Annotated in this window: 16 protein-coding genes and 1 pseudogene; 5 read left to right on the forward strand and 12 right to left on the reverse strand. The window is 61.6% G+C overall.

Annotation, left to right across the window (positions count from 1 at the left end; translation table 11 throughout):
• The first annotated feature begins 193 nt into the window (after positions 1 to 193).
• The 3 genes from PSH91_RS11925 (at position 194) to hpaR (PSH91_RS11935) (ending at position 2,932) form a co-directional block, all read left to right on the forward strand.
• Complete coding sequence (locus PSH91_RS11925; protein WP_107321712.1) at positions 194 to 1,363, forward strand: p-hydroxyphenylacetate 3-hydroxylase oxygenase component; 1,170 nt, start codon at positions 194 to 196, stop codon at positions 1,361 to 1,363.
• A 71-nt stretch (positions 1,364 to 1,434) separates the two neighbouring features.
• Positions 1,435 to 2,376 carry a p-hydroxyphenylacetate 3-hydroxylase reductase component gene (locus PSH91_RS11930; protein ID WP_047229909.1) on the forward strand — a complete coding sequence of 314 codons (942 nt, stop codon included), beginning with the start codon at positions 1,435 to 1,437 and terminating at the stop codon, positions 2,374 to 2,376.
• 133 nt (positions 2,377 to 2,509) lie between these two features.
• Complete coding sequence (gene hpaR, locus PSH91_RS11935; protein ID WP_047229908.1) at positions 2,510 to 2,932, forward strand: homoprotocatechuate degradation operon regulator HpaR; 423 nt, start codon at positions 2,510 to 2,512, stop codon at positions 2,930 to 2,932.
• A gap of 139 nt (positions 2,933 to 3,071) precedes the next feature.
• Here the strand turns inward: hpaR (PSH91_RS11935) and hpaI are convergent, their stop codons facing one another.
• The 8 genes and pseudogenes from hpaI to PSH91_RS11975 all read right to left on the reverse strand — a co-directional run bounded on the left by hpaI (position 3,072) and on the right by PSH91_RS11975 (position 10,522).
• The gene (gene hpaI, locus PSH91_RS11940) at positions 3,072 to 3,869 is read right to left on the reverse strand and encodes a 4-hydroxy-2-oxoheptanedioate aldolase (RefSeq protein WP_076385127.1); all 798 of its coding nucleotides are present in this window, start codon (positions 3,867 to 3,869) and stop codon (positions 3,072 to 3,074) included.
• A 14-nt stretch (positions 3,870 to 3,883) separates the two neighbouring features.
• The gene (gene hpaH / locus PSH91_RS11945; RefSeq protein WP_047229906.1) at positions 3,884 to 4,687 is read right to left on the reverse strand and encodes a 2-oxo-hept-4-ene-1,7-dioate hydratase; all 804 of its coding nucleotides are present in this window, start codon (positions 4,685 to 4,687) and stop codon (positions 3,884 to 3,886) included.
• A 12-nt stretch (positions 4,688 to 4,699) separates the two neighbouring features.
• Positions 4,700 to 6,004, reverse strand: a complete 1,305-nt coding sequence (locus PSH91_RS11950) for an MFS transporter (protein ID WP_047229905.1) — start codon at positions 6,002 to 6,004, stop codon at positions 4,700 to 4,702.
• Positions 6,005 to 6,054: 50 nt separating this feature from the next.
• Positions 6,055 to 6,447 carry a 5-carboxymethyl-2-hydroxymuconate Delta-isomerase gene (locus PSH91_RS11955; RefSeq protein WP_139050429.1) on the reverse strand — a complete coding sequence of 131 codons (393 nt, stop codon included), beginning with the start codon at positions 6,445 to 6,447 and terminating at the stop codon, positions 6,055 to 6,057.
• Positions 6,448 to 6,523: 76 nt separating this feature from the next.
• Positions 6,524 to 7,382 (reverse strand): annotated as a pseudogene (hpaD, locus tag PSH91_RS11960) (3,4-dihydroxyphenylacetate 2,3-dioxygenase).
• Between the two features lie 229 nt (positions 7,383 to 7,611).
• The gene (gene hpaE / locus PSH91_RS11965) at positions 7,612 to 9,072 is read right to left on the reverse strand and encodes a 5-carboxymethyl-2-hydroxymuconate semialdehyde dehydrogenase (protein ID WP_047229902.1); all 1,461 of its coding nucleotides are present in this window, start codon (positions 9,070 to 9,072) and stop codon (positions 7,612 to 7,614) included.
• Between the two features lie 5 nt (positions 9,073 to 9,077).
• Positions 9,078 to 9,848, reverse strand: a complete 771-nt coding sequence (locus PSH91_RS11970; RefSeq protein ID WP_107321715.1) for a fumarylacetoacetate hydrolase family protein — start codon at positions 9,846 to 9,848, stop codon at positions 9,078 to 9,080.
• Positions 9,845 to 10,522: a fumarylacetoacetate hydrolase family protein gene (locus tag PSH91_RS11975; protein ID WP_047229900.1), complete on the reverse strand. Its 678-nt coding sequence runs from the start codon at positions 10,520 to 10,522 to the stop codon at positions 9,845 to 9,847. The genes PSH91_RS11970 and PSH91_RS11975 overlap by 4 nt, the downstream gene beginning before the upstream one ends.
• A 186-nt stretch (positions 10,523 to 10,708) precedes the next feature.
• On the opposite strand from PSH91_RS11975, the gene hpaA reads away from it, so the two are divergent.
• Together hpaA and hpaR (PSH91_RS11985) are read left to right on the forward strand one after the other, a co-directional pair.
• Positions 10,709 to 11,614 carry a 4-hydroxyphenylacetate catabolism regulatory protein HpaA gene (gene hpaA / locus PSH91_RS11980; RefSeq protein WP_076385117.1) on the forward strand — a complete coding sequence of 302 codons (906 nt, stop codon included), beginning with the start codon at positions 10,709 to 10,711 and terminating at the stop codon, positions 11,612 to 11,614.
• A gap of 123 nt (positions 11,615 to 11,737) precedes the next feature.
• Positions 11,738 to 12,160, forward strand: a complete 423-nt coding sequence (hpaR, locus tag PSH91_RS11985; protein WP_003201625.1) for a homoprotocatechuate degradation operon regulator HpaR — start codon at positions 11,738 to 11,740, stop codon at positions 12,158 to 12,160.
• Between the two features lie 99 nt (positions 12,161 to 12,259).
• Here the strand turns inward: hpaR (PSH91_RS11985) and PSH91_RS11990 are convergent, their stop codons facing one another.
• From PSH91_RS11990 to PSH91_RS12005, 4 genes are all read right to left on the reverse strand, one after another.
• A complete protein-coding gene (locus PSH91_RS11990; protein ID WP_047229897.1) occupies positions 12,260 to 12,556 on the reverse strand; it encodes a hypothetical protein in 297 nt (98 codons plus the stop codon).
• A 200-nt stretch (positions 12,557 to 12,756) separates the two neighbouring features.
• Positions 12,757 to 13,632 (reverse strand): hypothetical protein, encoded by an 876-nt coding sequence (locus PSH91_RS11995; protein WP_305468306.1) that lies wholly within the window; start codon positions 13,630 to 13,632, stop codon positions 12,757 to 12,759.
• 39 nt (positions 13,633 to 13,671) lie between these two features.
• Entirely contained in the window at positions 13,672 to 15,480 is a 1,809-nt protein-coding gene (locus PSH91_RS12000; RefSeq protein ID WP_305468308.1) for a bacteriophage N4 adsorption protein A, read from the reverse strand.
• Positions 15,477 to 17,591: a glycosyl transferase family protein gene (locus tag PSH91_RS12005; protein WP_305468309.1), complete on the reverse strand. Its 2,115-nt coding sequence runs from the start codon at positions 17,589 to 17,591 to the stop codon at positions 15,477 to 15,479. Before PSH91_RS12005 ends, PSH91_RS12000 begins: the two co-directional genes overlap by 4 nt.

Raw genomic sequence — 17,591 nt, forward strand, 5'->3', positions numbered from 1 at the left:
TTTGATCGAGCGCGCCATGGCAGTGAAGGTCGCACCGTGGAAAGTACAATCTTGGGTCTGGAAGGTGCATTTTTCAGTTGCCCCGGATTACCCATACTGAACGGGCCTTAATCACTGATTCCGCCATTTCTGCACCACCGGGTTGCCGGGCAAAGGCGGGATCGGCAGATGCCAATAATAAAAGAGCCCGTCCATGAAAAAGCCAAATCCGTTGCTCGAAGATCTCAAGCCTATCCTGCCGGTCATTGCCGCCAATGCCTTCCAGGCAGAGAAGGACCGTAGCGTTCCTGTCGAAAATATAGCCTTGCTCAAAGGTATCGGCATGCACCGGGCTTTCCAGCCGAAAAAGTACGGCGGCATGGAAATATCGCTACCGCAGTTCGCCGACTGCATCGCGTTGCTGGCCGGCTCCTGCGCCAGCACCGCCTGGGCCATGAGCCTGTTGTGCACCCACAGCCATCAATTGGCAATGTTCCCGGCCAAAACCCAGGAAGAAGTCTGGGGTGACGATCCCGATGCGACTGCCAGTAGCAGCATTGCACCTTTCGGTCGCATCGAGGAGGTCGAGGGCGGTGTGATGTTCAGCGGCGAAATGGGCTGGAGCAGCGGCTGTGACCATGCCGAGTGGGCGATCGTGGGATTTCGCCGCAAAAATGCCGAAGGAACCCAGGACTATTGCTTCGCGGTGCTGCCTCGCAACGATTATGAAATCCGCGATGACTGGTACGCGGTAGGCATGCGCGGCAGTGGCAGCAAGACCTTGATCATCGACAACGCGTTTGTGCCGGAACACCGGATTCAGAAAGCCAAGGACATGATGGAAGGCAAATCCGCCGGGTTTGGCCTGTACCCCGACAGCAAGATTTTCTACTCGCCGTATCGCCCGTATTTCGCCAGCGGTTTCTCCACCGTGAGCCTGGGTGTGGCGGAACGCATGCTAGAGGTTTTTCGCGAGAAAACCCGAACCCGCGTGCGCGCCTACACCGGCGCGGCGGTCGGCGCCGCCACTCCAGCGCTGATGCGCCTGGCCGAGTCCACTCATCAGGTGGCGGCAGCCCGGGCGTTTCTGGAGAAAACCTGGCAAGAGCATGCCGAGCACAGTGAGCGCCACCAATACCCCAGCCGCGAAACCCTGGCGTTCTGGCGGACCAACCAGGGGTACGCCACCAAAATGTGCATTCAGGCAGTGGATCGCCTGATGGAAGCAGCCGGGGGTGGCGCCTGGTTCGAGACCAATGAACTGCAACGACTGTTCCGCGATGCCCATTTGACCGGTGCTCACGCCTACACCGACTACGACGTCTGCGCGCAGATTCTGGGCCGTGAACTGATGGGCCTGGAGCCCGACCCCACCATGGTTTGACCGCCTGCTCGCTGAGCCTGGCTCATATAAAAACAATTGAGGCCGTCGACTGAGGCGGCCGGGAGTCTTGTATGTCTGATGTGTGCGATAGCGCTTTCGACACCCGTGCGTTTCGCCGGGCCCTGGGTAACTTTGCCACTGGCGTGACCGTGGTCACCGCGGCCGCCGAAGATGGTCGCAAGGTCGGTGTGACGGCCAACAGTTTCAACTCGGTGTCCCTGGATCCGCCGCTGATTCTCTGGAGCATCGACAAGCGCTCCAGCAGTCACGGTGTGTTCGAGGCCGCCAGCCATTTTGCGGTGAACGTGCTGGCCGCCGATCAGATCGACCTGTCGAACAACTTCGCTCGGCCCAAGGAGGATCGGTTCGCCGAGATCCAGTTCGAGGCCGGGGAGGGAGGTGCTCCGGTGTTTGTCGATTGCTCGGCGCGTTTTCACTGTGAAAAATTCCAACAGGTCGATGGCGGTGATCACTGGATCATGATCGGTAAAGTCGTGGCGTTTGATGATTACGGCCGCTCACCGTTGCTCTATCACCAGGGCGCCTACTCGATGATCTTGCCCCACACCCGCATGACCAAACGGGAGGAGGGACAGTCCCCCAGCAGTCACTTCCAGGGCCGTTTGAGCCACAACCTGTATTACCTGATGACCCAGGCGCTGCGGGCCTATCAGGCCAGTTACCAGCCGCGCCAGCTGTCCACCGGGCTGCGCACCAGCGAAGCACGGATGTTGATGGTGCTGGAAAACGATGCAGGGCTGAACCTGTGCGACCTGCAACGGGAAGTGGCGATGCCGGCGCGTGAGATCGAAGAGGCCGTGGCTAACCTCAAGCGCAAGGGCCTGGTCACCGATGAGGGCGAGCGAGTGCGTCTGACCGTCAAGGGCGTGGACGAAACCGAAGGACTCTGGGCAATTGCCAAGGAGCAGCAGGACAAGGTATTCGGCCAGTTCAGCGAGCAACAGGTGGAGCATTTCAAGGCCGTGCTCAAAGGCGTCATCAAAGGCGCTTGAGTTGTTACAGGGGTTCAAGCGCGACACTCAGCCTTGTGGCGAGGAGAGAAATCCCTTCGCCCCAAGGTAACTTGGCGCCGAAGCTGTTAAGATTTAGTTAACTCATTAACTAAATTTCCTCGCGAACACACCTATGCCCAAACCGCGCCAATCCTTGACCCTCACCCTTCTACAGGCCCGTGAAGCGGCCATGGGTTTTTTCCGTCCCTCCCTCAACCAGCACGGTTTGACCGAACAGCAATGGCGAGTCATCCGTATCCTCAGCCAGCACGACGAGCTGGAGATCAATCGCCTGGCTGAACTGGCCTGCATTCTCAAACCGAGCATGACCGGCGTGCTGACGCGCATGGAAGCGGCGGGCATGGTGGAACGGCGCAAGGCCGAACAGGATCAGCGGCGGGTGCTGGTGCGCCTGGCGCCGCAGGGGCAGGCGAGCTTCGATTCGATGAGCCAGAGCATGGAAGAGAATTACCAGCGTTTGCAGGGCAAGTTGGGGGAGCAGAAGTTGCAGACGTTACTGGAGTTGCTCAATGACCTGAAAGCGATCAGGCGTTGAGATCCCGGGTTGGTTAACTTCTGTGGGAGCAAGGCTTGCCCGCGATGAAGGCACTGCGGTCTCTCAGAAACCGAGGTGCCGGTTTCGCGAGCAAGCTTTGCTCCCACAGGCCCCCTCGCCACAGAGGTTTGTGTTGCTATCAGTACACACCGCTAGCCGCAGGTTTTGGTGTGTCTTTGAACGTCGCCGCAAGGCTTTGCAAACCGCGCATCAACACGGTTGTATCCACCCCCACCGCGACAAACCCAGCGCCCAGCTCGATATAACGCCGGGCGAGCTTTTCATCGGCGCTGAGAATCCCGGCCGCTTTGCCGGCCTGGCGGATGCGGGCGATGGCGTCCTCGATGGCGGCTTGCACGGTCGGATGCCCGGGATTGCCACGAAAACCCATGGACGCGCTCAGGTCCGCCGGACCTATGAAGACCCCGTCAACACCTTCCACTGCGGCGATGGCATCCAGGTTGGCCAGGCCCTCGCGGCTTTCGATCTGCACCAGCAGGCACATCTGTTCGTCGGCCTTATCGAGGTAACCGGCAATACTGTTCCAGCGTGATGCACGGGCCAGCGCACTGCCGACGCCTCGGACGCCTTGAGGCGGGTAATGAATGGCGCGCACCAGTTCGCGAGCCTGGCCGGCGCTTTCGACCATCGGCACCAGCAAGGTTTGCACACCGATGTCGAGCACCTGCTTGATCAATGCGGTGTCGCCGACCACCGGGCGGATCACCGGTTGGCTGGGGTAGGGGGCCACGGCCTGGAGCTGGCCGAGCATCCCGCGCACATCATTGGGCGCGTGTTCGCCGTCGATCAGCAACCAGTCGAAGCCGGCGTTGGCCGCCAGTTCCGCACAGTAGGCGTCGGCCAGGCCCAGCCACAGGCCAATCTGCGCCTCACCGCTGCGCAGCCGTTGCTTGAAGGTATTGATGGGCATGTCCATGAGTCAGTCTCCGATCAGACGAAACGGCAAGCGATGGAACCGAGCATGTCGTAGTCGACATGGAAGGTATCCCCCGGGTTGGCCGCCACGGGACGGGTGAAGGAGCCACCTAGAATGATTTGCCCCGGCTGCAGGGTGACGTCGTAGGCCGCCAGTTTGTTCGCCAGCCAGGCCACGCCTTTGGCCGGGTGATTGAGCACCGCTGCCGAGACGCCGGATTCCTCGATCACGCCGTTGCGGTAGAGCACCGCAGGCACCTTGCGCAGGTCGATTTCAGTGGGGCGCACCGCGCGCCCGCCCATGACCACGCCGGCGTTGGCGGCATTGTCGGAGATGGTGTCGAAGACTTTGCGGGTGGCCTTGCTTTGTGGATCGATCTGCTGGATGCGGGCATCAATGATTTCCAGTGCCGGGATCACCCATTCGGTGGCGTCCAGCACGTCGAATACCGTCACGTTCGGACCTTTCAACGGCTTGCCGAGGATGAACGCCAGTTCCACTTCTACCCGGGGCACGATGAAGCGCTCGAACGGGATGTCGGTGCCCTCGTCGAAGAACATGTCATCGAGCAGGGCACCATAGTCCGGCTCAGTGATGTTCGACGAGACCTGCATGGCCCGGGAGGTCAGGCCGATCTTGTGGCCGACCAGCTTGCGACCGTCCTTGATCTTTTGCGCAACCCAGGCGCGCTGGATGGCGTAAGCGTCGTCCAGGGTGATATGCGGATGGTCGAGGGAAAACTGCCGAACCTGTTCGCGCGAACGTTCTGCGTGGTCGAGGCGGGCGGCGGCCTGCTGGATGAGGTTTTGATCGAGCATGAAGAGCATCTCTTATTGAGGGTTGACGATGGCGGCCTGGGTGCGAAGCACCAGCAGGCCCCCCACGGCGATGAGCAGCGCCAGCACATAAAGGGCCAGGCTGGCGCTCTGGGTGGTGTCGCGCATCCAGCCGATCAGATAGGGCGCCAGGAATGAGGCAATGCTGCCGAAGGAGCTGATCAGTGCGATGCCGGCGGCCTGGGTGCTGTTGGACAGGAAGGCCGGCGGCAGTTGCCAGAACATCGGCAACGCTGCACTGGCACCCATACCCGCGATGATCAGGCCACCCAGTACCAGGGTTGGGCTGGTGGGTGAGAGACCGGCGATGGCAATGCCTGCCGCCGCCATCAGCAGCGGTACGCAGAGGTGCCAGCGCCGTTCGCGATGGCGGTCTGACGAACGGCCGCAGCCGATCATGAAAAAGCAGCCGGCCAGATACGGCACGGCGCTGAGCAATCCAACCTGACCGTCGCTGCCGATTCCGGCGCCGTGAATCAACGTGGGCATCCAGAAAGCCAGGGTGTTCACCGCCAGCATCACGGCGAAATACACCGCCACCAGCAACCAGACCTGCGGGTTGTTGAGAATCGCCGAGAACGAGGTGATGGATTTGCGTTGTTCTTCGACGCTCAGTTGCGCGCGCAATTGCTGTTTGGCTTGCGGTGTCAGCCAGTTGACCGTCTCGAAACTGTCCGGCAGGCACTTGAGCACCACCAGGCCGAGCAGAATCACCGGCAGCCCTTCGATGACGAACATCCACTGCCAGCCGCGCAGGCCACCGAAGTCATGGAAGTGTTCAAGGATGCCGCCCGACAAGGGCCCGCCAATCACGCCGGCCATCGGCACGGCAATGGCAAACAGCGCGGTCACCTGGGCGCGGCGCCGTGCCGGGTACCAACGGTTGAGAAAGACCAGAATGCCCGGGAAGAACCCGGCTTCGGCCACCCCCAGCAGAAAGCGCAACACGTAGAACCCGGCGGCGCTTTCGATCAGGAACATGCCGGTGGACAAAGCCCCCCAGACCACCATCAGCGTGGCGATCCAGCGGCGCGGGCCGACCCGGTCCAGGGCGATGTTGCTCGGTACGCCGAACAGCGCGTAGGCGATGAAGAACAGGCCCGCGCCGAAGCCATAGACCGTGTCGCTGAACTGCAGGTCGGCGCTCATCTGCATCTTGGCAAAGCCAATGTTGATGCGGTCCAGGTGGGCGAAAAGGTAGCAGACCAACAGCAATGGCATCAGTCGCCAGGTGACGGTGGCATGGGTGCGGTCGTGGGCGATTGTGCCGGCAGTGTCGGCGGTATTGGCTGTGCTCATGATTTTGTACTTTTTGTCAGAGAGGCCGAAGGGCGAACGGGCAGGCGGGTTTAATGGGCCTGGGTGTTGAGGAAGGCGTGAACGTTGTTGGCCTTGAAGTTGAGCTGTTCGTGCAGCTCGATCATCTCGAACGACAGCGCCAGCAAGCGTTGGGCCTGGAGTTCGGCGAAGTGCGCGGTGATCACTTCAAAGAGCTTTTGCGCCACTTTCTGGCGGGTAACCAGGTCACGGCCATGGCCGACCTTCAAGGTCATGTGGACGAAGGCATAGTCGTGCTTGCCGTCGGCCATGCGCCAGGTATCCAGGCGCACACCACGGCTGCGGATACCACCCAGGGGAAACACACCGCTGTCACCCAGCAGGGTGTGAACCTTTTCAAACAGGCCGGGCAGATCGGCCTGTTGTTCGATGTTGTCGGTGTATTCGGCAATGAAGTGGGGCATGGAGGCCTCCTGCGTCGGCAGCTGTGAGTGGCAAGCTTCAAGCGGCAAGTCGAGGGTGGTCGGCTGCCGCTGTGGCTCAAACTGGAAAAATGGCGTTGATCTGGCCCGTACCGGAACTGCCGAAAGGTTCGGTGATGATTTCGGCGGGTTTGGCATAGTCCGGCCCACCGAGCAGCCCCAGAAGCATGGCGGTGTCATGCATCTTGCCCTCACCGAAACAGTGCTCGGCGTAATCGGGCAGCATGGCGCAGAACTCTTTCCAGCGACCCTGGCGCCACAGCTCCACGACATGCAGGTCGACCTGTTTGTCGAACTCGCGCGTCCAGTTGTGGATGTTGGCTTCGGCATTGCGATCATCGGAAAAGCGGTGCGACAGCGAGCCGGAAGCCAGCACCAGCACCTTGCGATCACTTTTTTTCGATGGCCCGGCGCACGGCGGCACCGAAGGTGAAGCTGTCTTGCAGACGGTGCCAGGCGCACCAGGCGGCAACCGACACCACGTCGAATTTCTGGTCTTGCGGAACATCCATGTGCATGTAGCGCATGGGCACCAGCGTGCCGTATTCCAGCTCCAGGCTCGGGATGTTGTGGGCCAGGGTGCGCACGTCGGCGGCATTGGCCTCGGCGGCGATCAATTCGCCCAGTTCCGGAGCGCCGGAGTATTCGTACTCCATGTTCTTGATGAAGTGCGGCAACTCGTTGCTGGTGTAGATGCCTTTGAAGTGCGCGCCACTGTTGACGTGGTAGGCGCTGTTGACCAGCCAGTGCACGTCAAACACCACGGCGGTGTCGGCGCCCAGTTCACGGGCGCGGCGACCGATTTCCTTATGGCCGGCAATGGCCGCTGCGCGGCAGCCGTGGTGTTTGCCCGGCAGCTCCGACAGGTACATCGAGGGAACGTGGCAGATTTTCGCAGCCAGGACGACTTCGCCCATGATGATTCTCCTGAAAAATTGTTCTTGTTGAATCTCGGATAACGGGTGAATCGGGTCTTGATGCTCTGGGTGGATCACTGCACTTGTGGCGAGGGGATTTATCCCCGCTGGGGCGCGGAGCGGCCCCTCAATAGGCCTGACACACCGAGTCGTCGGGTGTAGGGCTGCTGCGCAGCCCAGCGGGGATAAATCCCCTCGCCACAAGATTAATCACCCGATTTGTCTGTGATCATGCCCCCCAGCGCGGAATGTGATGCCCGCCCATGGAGATGCAGACGTTCTTGATCTCGGCGAAGACTTCAAAGCTGTACTGTCCACCTTCGCGGCCGGTTCCGGAACCCTTCACGCCGCCGAAAGGCTGGCGCAGGTCGCGCACGTTCTGGCTGTTGATGAACACCATGCCGGCCTCGATGCCATGGGCCAGGCGATGGGCCTTGCCGATGTCCTGGGTCCAGATGTACGAGGCCAGCCCATAGTCAGTCTCGTTGGCCAGTTGCAAGGCTTGTGCTTCGTCCTTGAACGGGATCAGGCACACCACCGGGCCGAAGATTTCTTCCTGGGCGATGCGCATGTTGTTGTCCACGTCGGCGAACACTGTCGGCTGGATGAACTGGCCGCGACTCAAGTGCGCCGGCAGGTTGGCCGGGCGCTCCAGACCGCCGGCCAGGAGCGTGGCGCCTTCTTCGAGGCCGATCTTGATGTAGCCGGTGACCTTGTCGTAGTGGGCCTGGGTGATCATCGAGCCGACCTGGGTTTTCGGGTCTTGCGGATCACCGACAATCAGGCGTTTGGCCCGGGCGGCGAACTCGGCGACGAACTGCGGGTAGACGCTTTCCTGGATGAAGATCCGGCTGCCGGCGGTGCAACGTTCGCCATTGAGCGAGAAGATGGTGAACAGCGCTGCGTCGAGGGCCCGTTCAAGGTCGGCGTCTTCGAAAATCAGTACCGGCGACTTGCCGCCCAGTTCCATCGAATACTTTTTCAGCCCGGCGGTCTGCATGATCTTCTTGCCGGTGGCGGTGCCGCCCGTGAAGGAAATCGCCCGCACATCCGGATGCCGCACCAATGCGTCGCCGGCCGTGGCACCGTAACCCTGGATCACGTTCAACACGCCGTTGGGAATGCCGGCTTCCACCGCCAGGCGCCCCAGCTCGTTCGCGGTCAGCGGCGACAGCTCGGACATTTTCAGCACGGCGGTGTTGCCCAGCGCCAGGCACGGCGCGGTCTTCCAGGTTGCGGTCATGAACGGCACGTTCCAGGGCGAGACCAATGCACAGACACCCACCGGTTGGTACAGGGTGTAGTTAAGCATCTGGTCGTCGACCGGATAGGTGTGGCCGTCCATCCGCGTGCAGACTTCGGCGAAAAAGTCGAAGTTGTGGGAGGCGCGCGGAATCAGCACGTTCTTGGTCTGATGAATCGGCAAGCCAGTGTCGAGGGTTTCCAGTTCGGCCAGTTTCGGCACGTTCTGCTCGATCAGTTCACCGAGCTTGCGCATCAGTCGGGCGCGCTCCTTGGCCGGCGTGTTGGCCCACTTCGGGAAAGCGTCCTTGGCCGCAGCCACGGCCTGGGCAACTTCTTCGGCGCCGCCGCTGGCAACTTCGCCAATGGCTTCACCGGTGGCCGGGTTGTAGTTGACGAACACATCTTTGCTTTCGACCTCACGGCCGTTGATCCAGTGCTTGATCATGCTGCTCACGCCTCTTTACGGGATGCGAAGAACTCGGCTTCGCTGACAATTCGATTGACCAGGCGGCCGACGCCTTCCACTTCCACCACAACTTCATCACCGGGCACTACGTCCGCCAGGCCTTCGGGCGTGCCGGTGGCGATCATGTCGCCGGGTTGCAGGGTCATGAAGCTGGACAGGTATTCGATCAGGTAGGGGATGTCGAAAATCATGTCGCGGGTCGAGCCTTCCTGGCGCAGTTCGCCGTTGATCCAGGTGCGCAACTTCAGGTTGCCGGGGTCCGGTACATCGGCCACATCGACCATCCACGGGCCGACAGGTGTGGTGGCATCACGGTTTTTCACCCGCAGGTTGGGGCGGTAGTAGTTTTCCAGGTAGTCGCGGATCGCATAGTCGTTGCACACGGTGTAACCGGCCAGGTAACCCAGCGCGTCCTCGCGCTTGACGTTGCGCGCGGCTTTGCCGATGACCGCCACCAGCTCGCACTCGTAGTGCATGTAGGCGACGTTGTCGGGGCGCCAGGTCATCTGGTTGTGGCCGGTGTAGGTGCCCGGGGATTTGATGAACGCCAACGGTTCGGTTGGCGGCTTGAACGCCAGTTCGGCGGCGTGATCGGCGTAGTTCAGGCCCAGGGCGAACATGCTGCCGGTGGCCGGCGGCAACCACTGGACCTGATCCTCGGCCAGCAGCCTACCGTCGGCCAGGCGAACGGCGTTGTGAGCTTCAACGGTGACCGTGTGGACCTGGCCTTCAAAACCAATGCGCGCGTGTTTCATGAACGTGCTCCTGTGTGCTCGGCCACAACGCTATTGACGAGGCGGCCCAGGCCGCTGATCTCCACTTCGACGCGATCGCCAGGCACGACATCAACCCGGCCCTCGGGCGTGCCAGTGATCAGAACGTCGCCGGCATGCAACGTCATGAACTCGCTGATCTCGGCGATCAATTGGGGAATGTTGCGAACGAAATTGGCCGTGTTGTTGTGCTGGCGCACCTCGCCGTTGACGTACAGCCTGATTGTCAGGCTATGGGGGTCGGCAACGTTGGCCGTGGGCACCAGTTCAGGCCCGATGGCACAGAAGCCGTCCCGGCACTTGGCCTTGACGGCGGGGCGGTAATAGCTGTCTTCCGGCAGGCTGAATTCATTGACCACGGTATAGCCGGCCACATAGTCCAGTGCTTCGGCGGCGCTGACACGGCTGGCCGACTTGCCCATCACCACGCCAAGCGCAGGCCCCGGTTGCAGCCGCTGGCCGTGACCTGGATGAACCACGTCGGCGTCGTGCCGGTTGCGGGTGTTGGGTGTCTTGATGAACAACACCGGTTTGACCGGCGGCTTCTGGTAAGGCGGTTGCTCGAACTCGGCGAGGCGCTGTTTCAGCAGCCCCTGATAGTTCAGTGCAACCCCAAACAGGGTGCCGGTCGCGACGTCATGCAGGGCACGGCTCATGCTTGTCTCCTGGCAGCGGCAGAGATGAGGGCTCTGCAGATATTGTTAATGTGTTAACAGTTATAATTAAGATGTTAACTATCGTCAAGCGTGGCAGAATCACCGGACACTGGTTGCCCTCGGGAAATCGGCGCAGGATGAATCCAAGCCGCTGCCTGAATCAGAATAAAAAACGAGAAATGCGTGATGACTGACCGTCAGCCAATCCCCAACATCAACATTGGCCAGGTGTACGACCAGCGTTACAGCGATGCCGAGGTTCACTACGATCGGCTTGCCAACCTGGCGGGTTTCTTCGGTCGCAATATGCCGGTGCATCGGCATGACCGTTTCTTTCAGGTTCACTACGTGAAAAGCGGCGCCGTACGGGTGTATCTGGACGACCAGCAATACGTCGAATCCGGGCCTATGTTTTTCCTTACGCCACCCACCATTCCCCATTCTTTTGTGACCGAAGCCGACAGTGACGGGCATGTGTTGACCGTTCGTCAGCAATTGGTGTGGCAGTTGATCGACGCCGATCCGAGCCTGGCGCCGGCGGGTGTGCAAATGCCTGCGGCCTGCGTTGCGTTGGCGCAGTTGGGGCCGGAACAGGCGGGGGAGGTGCGGCGACTGGAGTACCTGTTCGAGGAGCTGAGCGAGGAGGTCTGTGCCGAGCGGCCGGGGCGCAGCGCGGCGCTGGACGGTTTGACGCGGCTGATCATGATCAGTCTGCTGCGTCTGTGTTCCAATTCTCTGCAGGCACGACCGGCCCGCCATGAGGACCTGAAGATTTTCCACCGCTTCAATGAGCTGATCGAAGCTCACTATCTGCAACATTGGCCGTTGTCGCGCTACGCCGAGGGCATCGGCGTCACCGAGGCGCGGCTCAACGATGTGTGCCGACGGATCGCCGACCTGCCTTCCAAGCAGCTGATCATGGAACGGCTGATGCAGGAGGCCAAGCGGTTGCTGTTGTTTACCGGCAGTTCAGCCAATGAAATCTGCTACCAGCTCGGGTTCAAGGACCCGGCGTATTTCAGTCGTTTCTTCCAGCGCTACGCCCGGCTCACACCAGGGGAGTATCGCCAGCGGCAATCGGGGTTGCGTTGAGCGTCGCTGCTGGTGGAGCACTCGCCACCGGCGTCATGCAGCCGTCCAGTGCGCGGCGTTGTTTCTTGCAGCCGCTTGTCCGCAACACTAAGCTGCCAGCTCGTCCATCCAAACAGTCCGAACATGGCCAACCCCAGACCTTCATTGACACTGACCCTGTTGCAAGCGCGCGAAGCGGCCATGGCTTTTTTCCGCCCGGCGCTGAACCAGCATGACCTTACGGAACAACAATGGCGGGTGATCCGTATCCTGCATCAGCAAGGAGAGCTGGAGAGCCACCAGCTCGCTCATCAGGCCTGCATCCTCAAACCCAGCATGACCGGTGTGCTCAGCCGTCTGGAGCGTGATGGGCTGGTGCGTCGGCAGAAGTCGAGCCAGGATCAGCGTCGGGTTTTCGTAGGGCTGACCGAGCGTGGGCAGCAGTGCTTCGTGTCGATGAGTGAGGGGATGGAAAGCAACTATCGCCGCATCGAAGAACAGTTTGGTGAAGAAAAGATGCAGCAACTGTTGGCGCTGCTCAACGAGCTGAAGAACATCAAGCCGTGAGCCAGGCAAACATTCGGGGTGAGAGGGCAAGCTCCCTCACCCCGAATAATCCATTGCGCTGAGACTTCGATCCAAACTCGGCACGGCTATCGGCAACTCTTAAGCGTTGCGTTCGCGCAGTTCCTGAAGACGATCAGCGCCACCTTCAGCCACGCGGTTTTGAAGCAGACGATCGGAGCCACCTTCAGCCACGCGGTTCTGAAGCAGACGATCGGAGCCACCCTCGGCTACGCGGTTCTGGCTCAGACGATCGGAGCCGCCTTCAACCACCAACTGTGCAGCCTGACCCTTCGCCGCTGCACTCATGGCCGTGGCCGAAGCGATGTTCGACAGGCCGAGCCCGCCCATCAGTGTCAGAGCGATTGCCAGGGACGAAACTTTCGAGAAAGTGAACATGGTGATTCTCCTTGCGCTTGATTGAGTGGGCCGGTGGCAACGGGTGTGCTGCTGTCCGGTGATCACAGTTAAACGCGAAGGTGTATCGACGTTGTGTGTCGGCAAGGCTCGAAGTCAGCGATTTCGTATCAACTCGCCGTTCATATACACAGCGATACAAATCTATGGGGCCAGGCCAGGACGAAGGCCTCGAGCCATGATCACGGCTTGGCCAAGGATTGCTCCAGCTGCTCCACCAACTCAGGCGTCAGATAATGGGGGCCGTCGAACAGGTACAGCGGATAGCCGGCATAGGCGGCCAGTTGGGGTGTGAGTTCGGCAACCGTGGCCGAGCGAAAGCCGCCGCCGAACTTGGGGCGGAAGGCTTCGACGATGATCCGCACGCGATCCTTCCCGAGCCGGTCACGCAGGGTGTCGGCGTAGTCCCGGGCCACCGGGGCGGTGCGGGCGTAGACGCCGACGCCATCCTGGAAGAACACGCCAATATCGTCCGGCAACCATTGCTTGAGCCAGTCGGCAGTGGCGGCGGGGCCGATGTTGGCGCCGTCGTAGACGCTGATCCACAACGGGCGCGGCAGCTTGGCCAGCAAGGCGGGCAGTTCCTTGGCGCGAGACCAACTGGGATCGACCTCGGCCGGAAAGTACCACCCGGTCACGTGCAGTGGCGTCGGCAGTTGCGCAATGCGCTCCGACACCGTGGCCAGTTGCTCGATGTTGTCCCTGGAGCGGTTTTCACTGAAATGGCCGGCCAGCCCGAGGATGACATCCTGGGCCCAGGGCGCCTTGGCGATGCGCGCCCAGTCAGGCAGTAGCGGCACGCTGGGCAGGCCGGTGCCGGGCACGAAGGCCTGGTCATCCACCACCGTCCATTGCACCAGCAGCTCGCGCACCCCCAGCTTTTCCCAGTTGCCTTTGATGCCCACGGTCTGGTTGTCTGGCTGCCAGACGATGCCAACGATGTCCGGTGCAACCTCTTGGTTCATCATGTAATACGTCCCTGTGCCTGCGCCGAGGGCCGTGGCCAGCGAGAGCGCCGCCACAGCCGTGCGACTGATGATATGGCCGAAGATTTTCAAGCGAACGTCTTCCTGCAATTGCACATCACATCAACGGCCTCAATAGGAGTAGGTCAAGCGAGCGAACACGCCTTTGGCGCGTTCCTCGCCAAATACCCTGGCCCTGTACTGCAGGGAAAAATCCACATAGGAGCGCGGGGCGGCGTTGTAGGCGTCTTCGCGGAACCAGTAGCGTACGTTGTTGCCCACGCCGATCCCGCCGGCGTTGCCTGACGAGAAGTCACCGTCGGCGCCGCTTTTCATCTTGGAATCGTAGTCGAGCGCCGCCACGACGTGGGGGAAGGTCACCCAGCGCGAGCCGGTGCCGCCGATGGCGTAGCTGCGTCCCACTTGCCATTCGCTGTTGAAATAATTGCGCGAGTCGTTGATGTATCGACCGACTTCGGCGTACAGCTGCGAAGTCCACCAACTGGGCGCATCGACCCGCAGGTCGGTGCCGATACTCGAACCGTAGCCCAGGCGCGCGAGCCAGTCGCCCTCGACGTTCGAGGAGCCCAGGGGAAAGGTGCGTTCAAAGGCGGCCATGATGTTGATGGAGCTGAAGGGTTTGATCCGTACCCCCAGCGCCCCTTGCAAGGCATCCGCACCGGTGTCCGAGTCGCTGTTCTTGCTCCACAGGGTGTCGGTGACGCGCCCGTAGAGTTCGACGAAACGCGCATTGCGATACCCCAGCGGCCGCCAGGACAGCTCAGTGCTGTTCTGCAGTTGATCATTGCTTTGGCTGCCGCTGTTGCTGGTGCCCGGAGCAGCGCTCAGGCCACTGGAACTGTTGCCGCGATAGCTGGTGGTGCTGGTCAAGCCCATGGTGCGTGAAATGTCGCCCACGGCACGACGGGTATCGAACAGCTGTTGTGCAGACATGGGCGACTCAGCGGTTGCCTGGGCATCGATGACGCGCTTGAAATACGCCACCGCTTCGTCGTCTTCATGAACGCGCATGGCGTTGTAAGCTGCATCCTGAGCCGCTGCCGGGGCGAGCCGGGTGCTGGCATCGGCCCTGCGGAACGCGGCGTGGGCCGCCTCGTCGTCACCGGCCCGGACTGAATCATAGGCCAGCTGCAAATCACTGACCGGTGCCTGTCCTTCGGTGTTCTCCGGTCGGGTGGCGCACGTCAGGCCGAAGGTACTTTCCTGGCACTCGAGAATCGGTGCGTCGCGATCCTCGGCCGTCAGCAGCGCGCTGTTGAGCAATTGCTGGTTGGCGGCGATTTCCGGAGCCCAAGCCATGGCTTGGCGAGCCTTGTCCACGGCCAGCACCGCATCGCCTTGCTGCAAGGCACGGTAGCCCTGGACCGCCAGCGGCGCCGCCAGTTGGCGACGAATCGCCGTTCGACGCATCAGGAGCGCGTCATCGTTGGCGAAGACCCTGAGCGCTTCGCCCACAGCCTGGTCGGCTTCGACCAGAAGATGCTGGCGCTGCAAGGCGTCGATCAGCAATAGCCGGTACTCCCGGCGACGGGGAGCCTGGGCAATCGCCTCGCGAGCCGATTGCGCAGCCAGACCGTACCGTTCGCGATCATAGGCCCTGTCCCCTTGGGTGGCGGCCATGAAACCCGGTGCCGCGGCCACGGCGGACGAAGCGGCGGTCCGGGGCTGGTCGCGCAGTTTCTTGTCACGTTCGGCCATGGCGATCAGGGTGTGCAGACGCGTCACGTCGGCGCGCAGGCGCAGGGCCTCGCGCGCCTTGGCGATGGCCAGGTCGTAGTCCTTGCGCTCGTAGGCGCTGTAGGCTTGGTTGGCGGCGGTGTAGGCCGGGCCGGACAACGGCAATGGCAAGGTTTCGGCAGCAGCCACGGCCGGTATCAGGCTCAGCCCCGTGGCCAAGAGGGTCAGAAGGGCGCGGTTCATGCCGGAAGCTCCATGGGGTAGACGCTGTGCTGACGCGCCACCACCTGTTCGATAGTGGCCCGGGGCAGCACACCGCTGTCGACCAGGTAATCGCCGATCCGACCGTGGTGCTGCGGTCGATACTGCAACATGGCGCGGCTGAACTGATCGCGATCGAGCAGGCCCATTTCGATCAGCAAGTCACCCAGTAGCGGTGCACTGGCATTCGGTACGACGTGGCCGTTGCGTTCCGGCAATTGGCGCAACAGCGCGAGAATTTCACTTTCCCTGGCAATCAGTTGCACCGGCTCGCTGCCCAGTTCGGCGGCGATCTGTTGCAGGCCTTCGTCGGACAGGGGGTTGGCAACGGCGATCTGTTCGCAGCCGTCAGCGTTGCGGCCCAGGGGAATGACCCGCCAGCGCAGGGCAAACTCGCCGGTCAGTGACGAGGTCGAGGCGGCGGCTTTTTGCGACACGTCGAAGACCCGGGGCAGGTCATTCTGGAACGCGATGGCTTCGGCCAGGGTCTCGTCGTCCAGCCAGCCGTTGTTGAGCAAAATGCGCCCCAGGGGCATGTTGCGTGATTGTTGCTGGTCCAGGGCACTCTGCAGGTGGGTGTCGGTAATGGCCTGCCAGGACAGCAACACGCTGCCCAGGCGGCGGGGCGCGATGGCCACCAGGTCGGTGGAAGGGAAGTCGTGCATGGTCTTGTCCCAGACCAGTTTGCGATTCATCACCTTGCCCACCAGGAACATCCGCCAGGCTCTGGACGCGGCCATGAAGTTGACGAAGTTACCCACCAGCATGCGCGGGATCGACAGCAAGCCATGCTGCCAGCCGTACAGCACGGTGGTGAAATAACAACGGTGCAGGATCCGCCAGAGCAGGGCAATGCCGTTGGCCACCAGCAGGTATTTGATCAGGTCGTTGGTTTCAAAGGGCGTCGGGAAGGTGACGTCCCACCAGCCGCTGTTGCGCAGAATGATCAAGCCCAGCAGCTGCACCAGAATCACGTAGGCGATGATACTGACGAACGCCGTCACCACGCCCTTGCGGTCGCGAAACAGCAGGTAGCGGTTGGCCAACGAGCCGCTCCAGCCCATCTGTTCCCAGCCTTGCAGGCCGATGCCCAGAGTCCAGCGGGCCTTTTGTCGGAACGCCGTGCGGAAGGTGTCCGGGAAGAACTCGCGCACGCACAGTGGCATTGTCAGGGTCGATTCGTAGGGCTTGCGGAACCAGGATTTGCGCAGCACCCGAAACTGCACCGGGAAACGCACGAAGATGGCGTTCATGCCGACCTTGGCCAGTCGCGCGCCGACGTCGTAGTCCTCGGTGAGGCTGTCGGTGTTGAACGGCTGGTTTTCGGTTTCGCCGGCCAGTACCCGCAACGCGCGATGGGAGAAACAGGTGCCGACGCCGGCCGAGGGCACGGTGTCGGTCATGCTTTCACGCACCACCAGGTCCTTGCCGTGCCATTCGGCGAACTCGTCCATGTAGACGCCCGCCACCCATTCGTACCAGTTGCGCTCCAGCGACACCACGGGCAACTGGATCATGTCCTTGCGCGGCAGCAGGTAGTTGAACAGCCGCAATTCCAATGGATGCAGCACGTCTTCGCTGTCGTGCAACACCACCCCGGCGAAGGTCATGCCATGGGTTTTCTCGTGCAGGAAGATCGCCTGGATCACCCAGTTCAGACAGTCGGCCTTGCAGGTCGGTCCGGCATGGGGCACTTCCACGCGGTGCAGTTGCTTGTAGCGCCGGCGCATCCGCTCGACTTCGTCGATGGTGCGCTGGTCGTTGACATAGGTGCCGACGAAGACCACGTAGTTCTGGTAATCGAGCGTCGAGACCATGTTCTCGATCATCGGTGCGATGACGTCATATTCCAGCCAGGCCGGCACCATGATCGCCAGGGGCTGTTCGTCCCGGGCCAGCAGTTGGTCGACGGTCAGCGACCGGTATTTGCGGTCCGCGGTGAGCTTGCGGTACAGGCGGCGAGACCAGTACCACAGGTCAATGATCAGGTCGTCCAGGCTGGAGATCAGGATCACCACCGCGACGACGATGGTCGCCGCTTCCAGGTAGTTGTAGTAGTGGGCCAGCCAATAGGGCCAATAAAGCGACGTCAT

The sequence above is a fragment of the Pseudomonas sp. FP1154 genome (genome assembly GCF_030687245.1).
Lineage (GTDB): Bacteria > Pseudomonadota > Gammaproteobacteria > Pseudomonadales > Pseudomonadaceae > Aquipseudomonas > Aquipseudomonas rhizophila.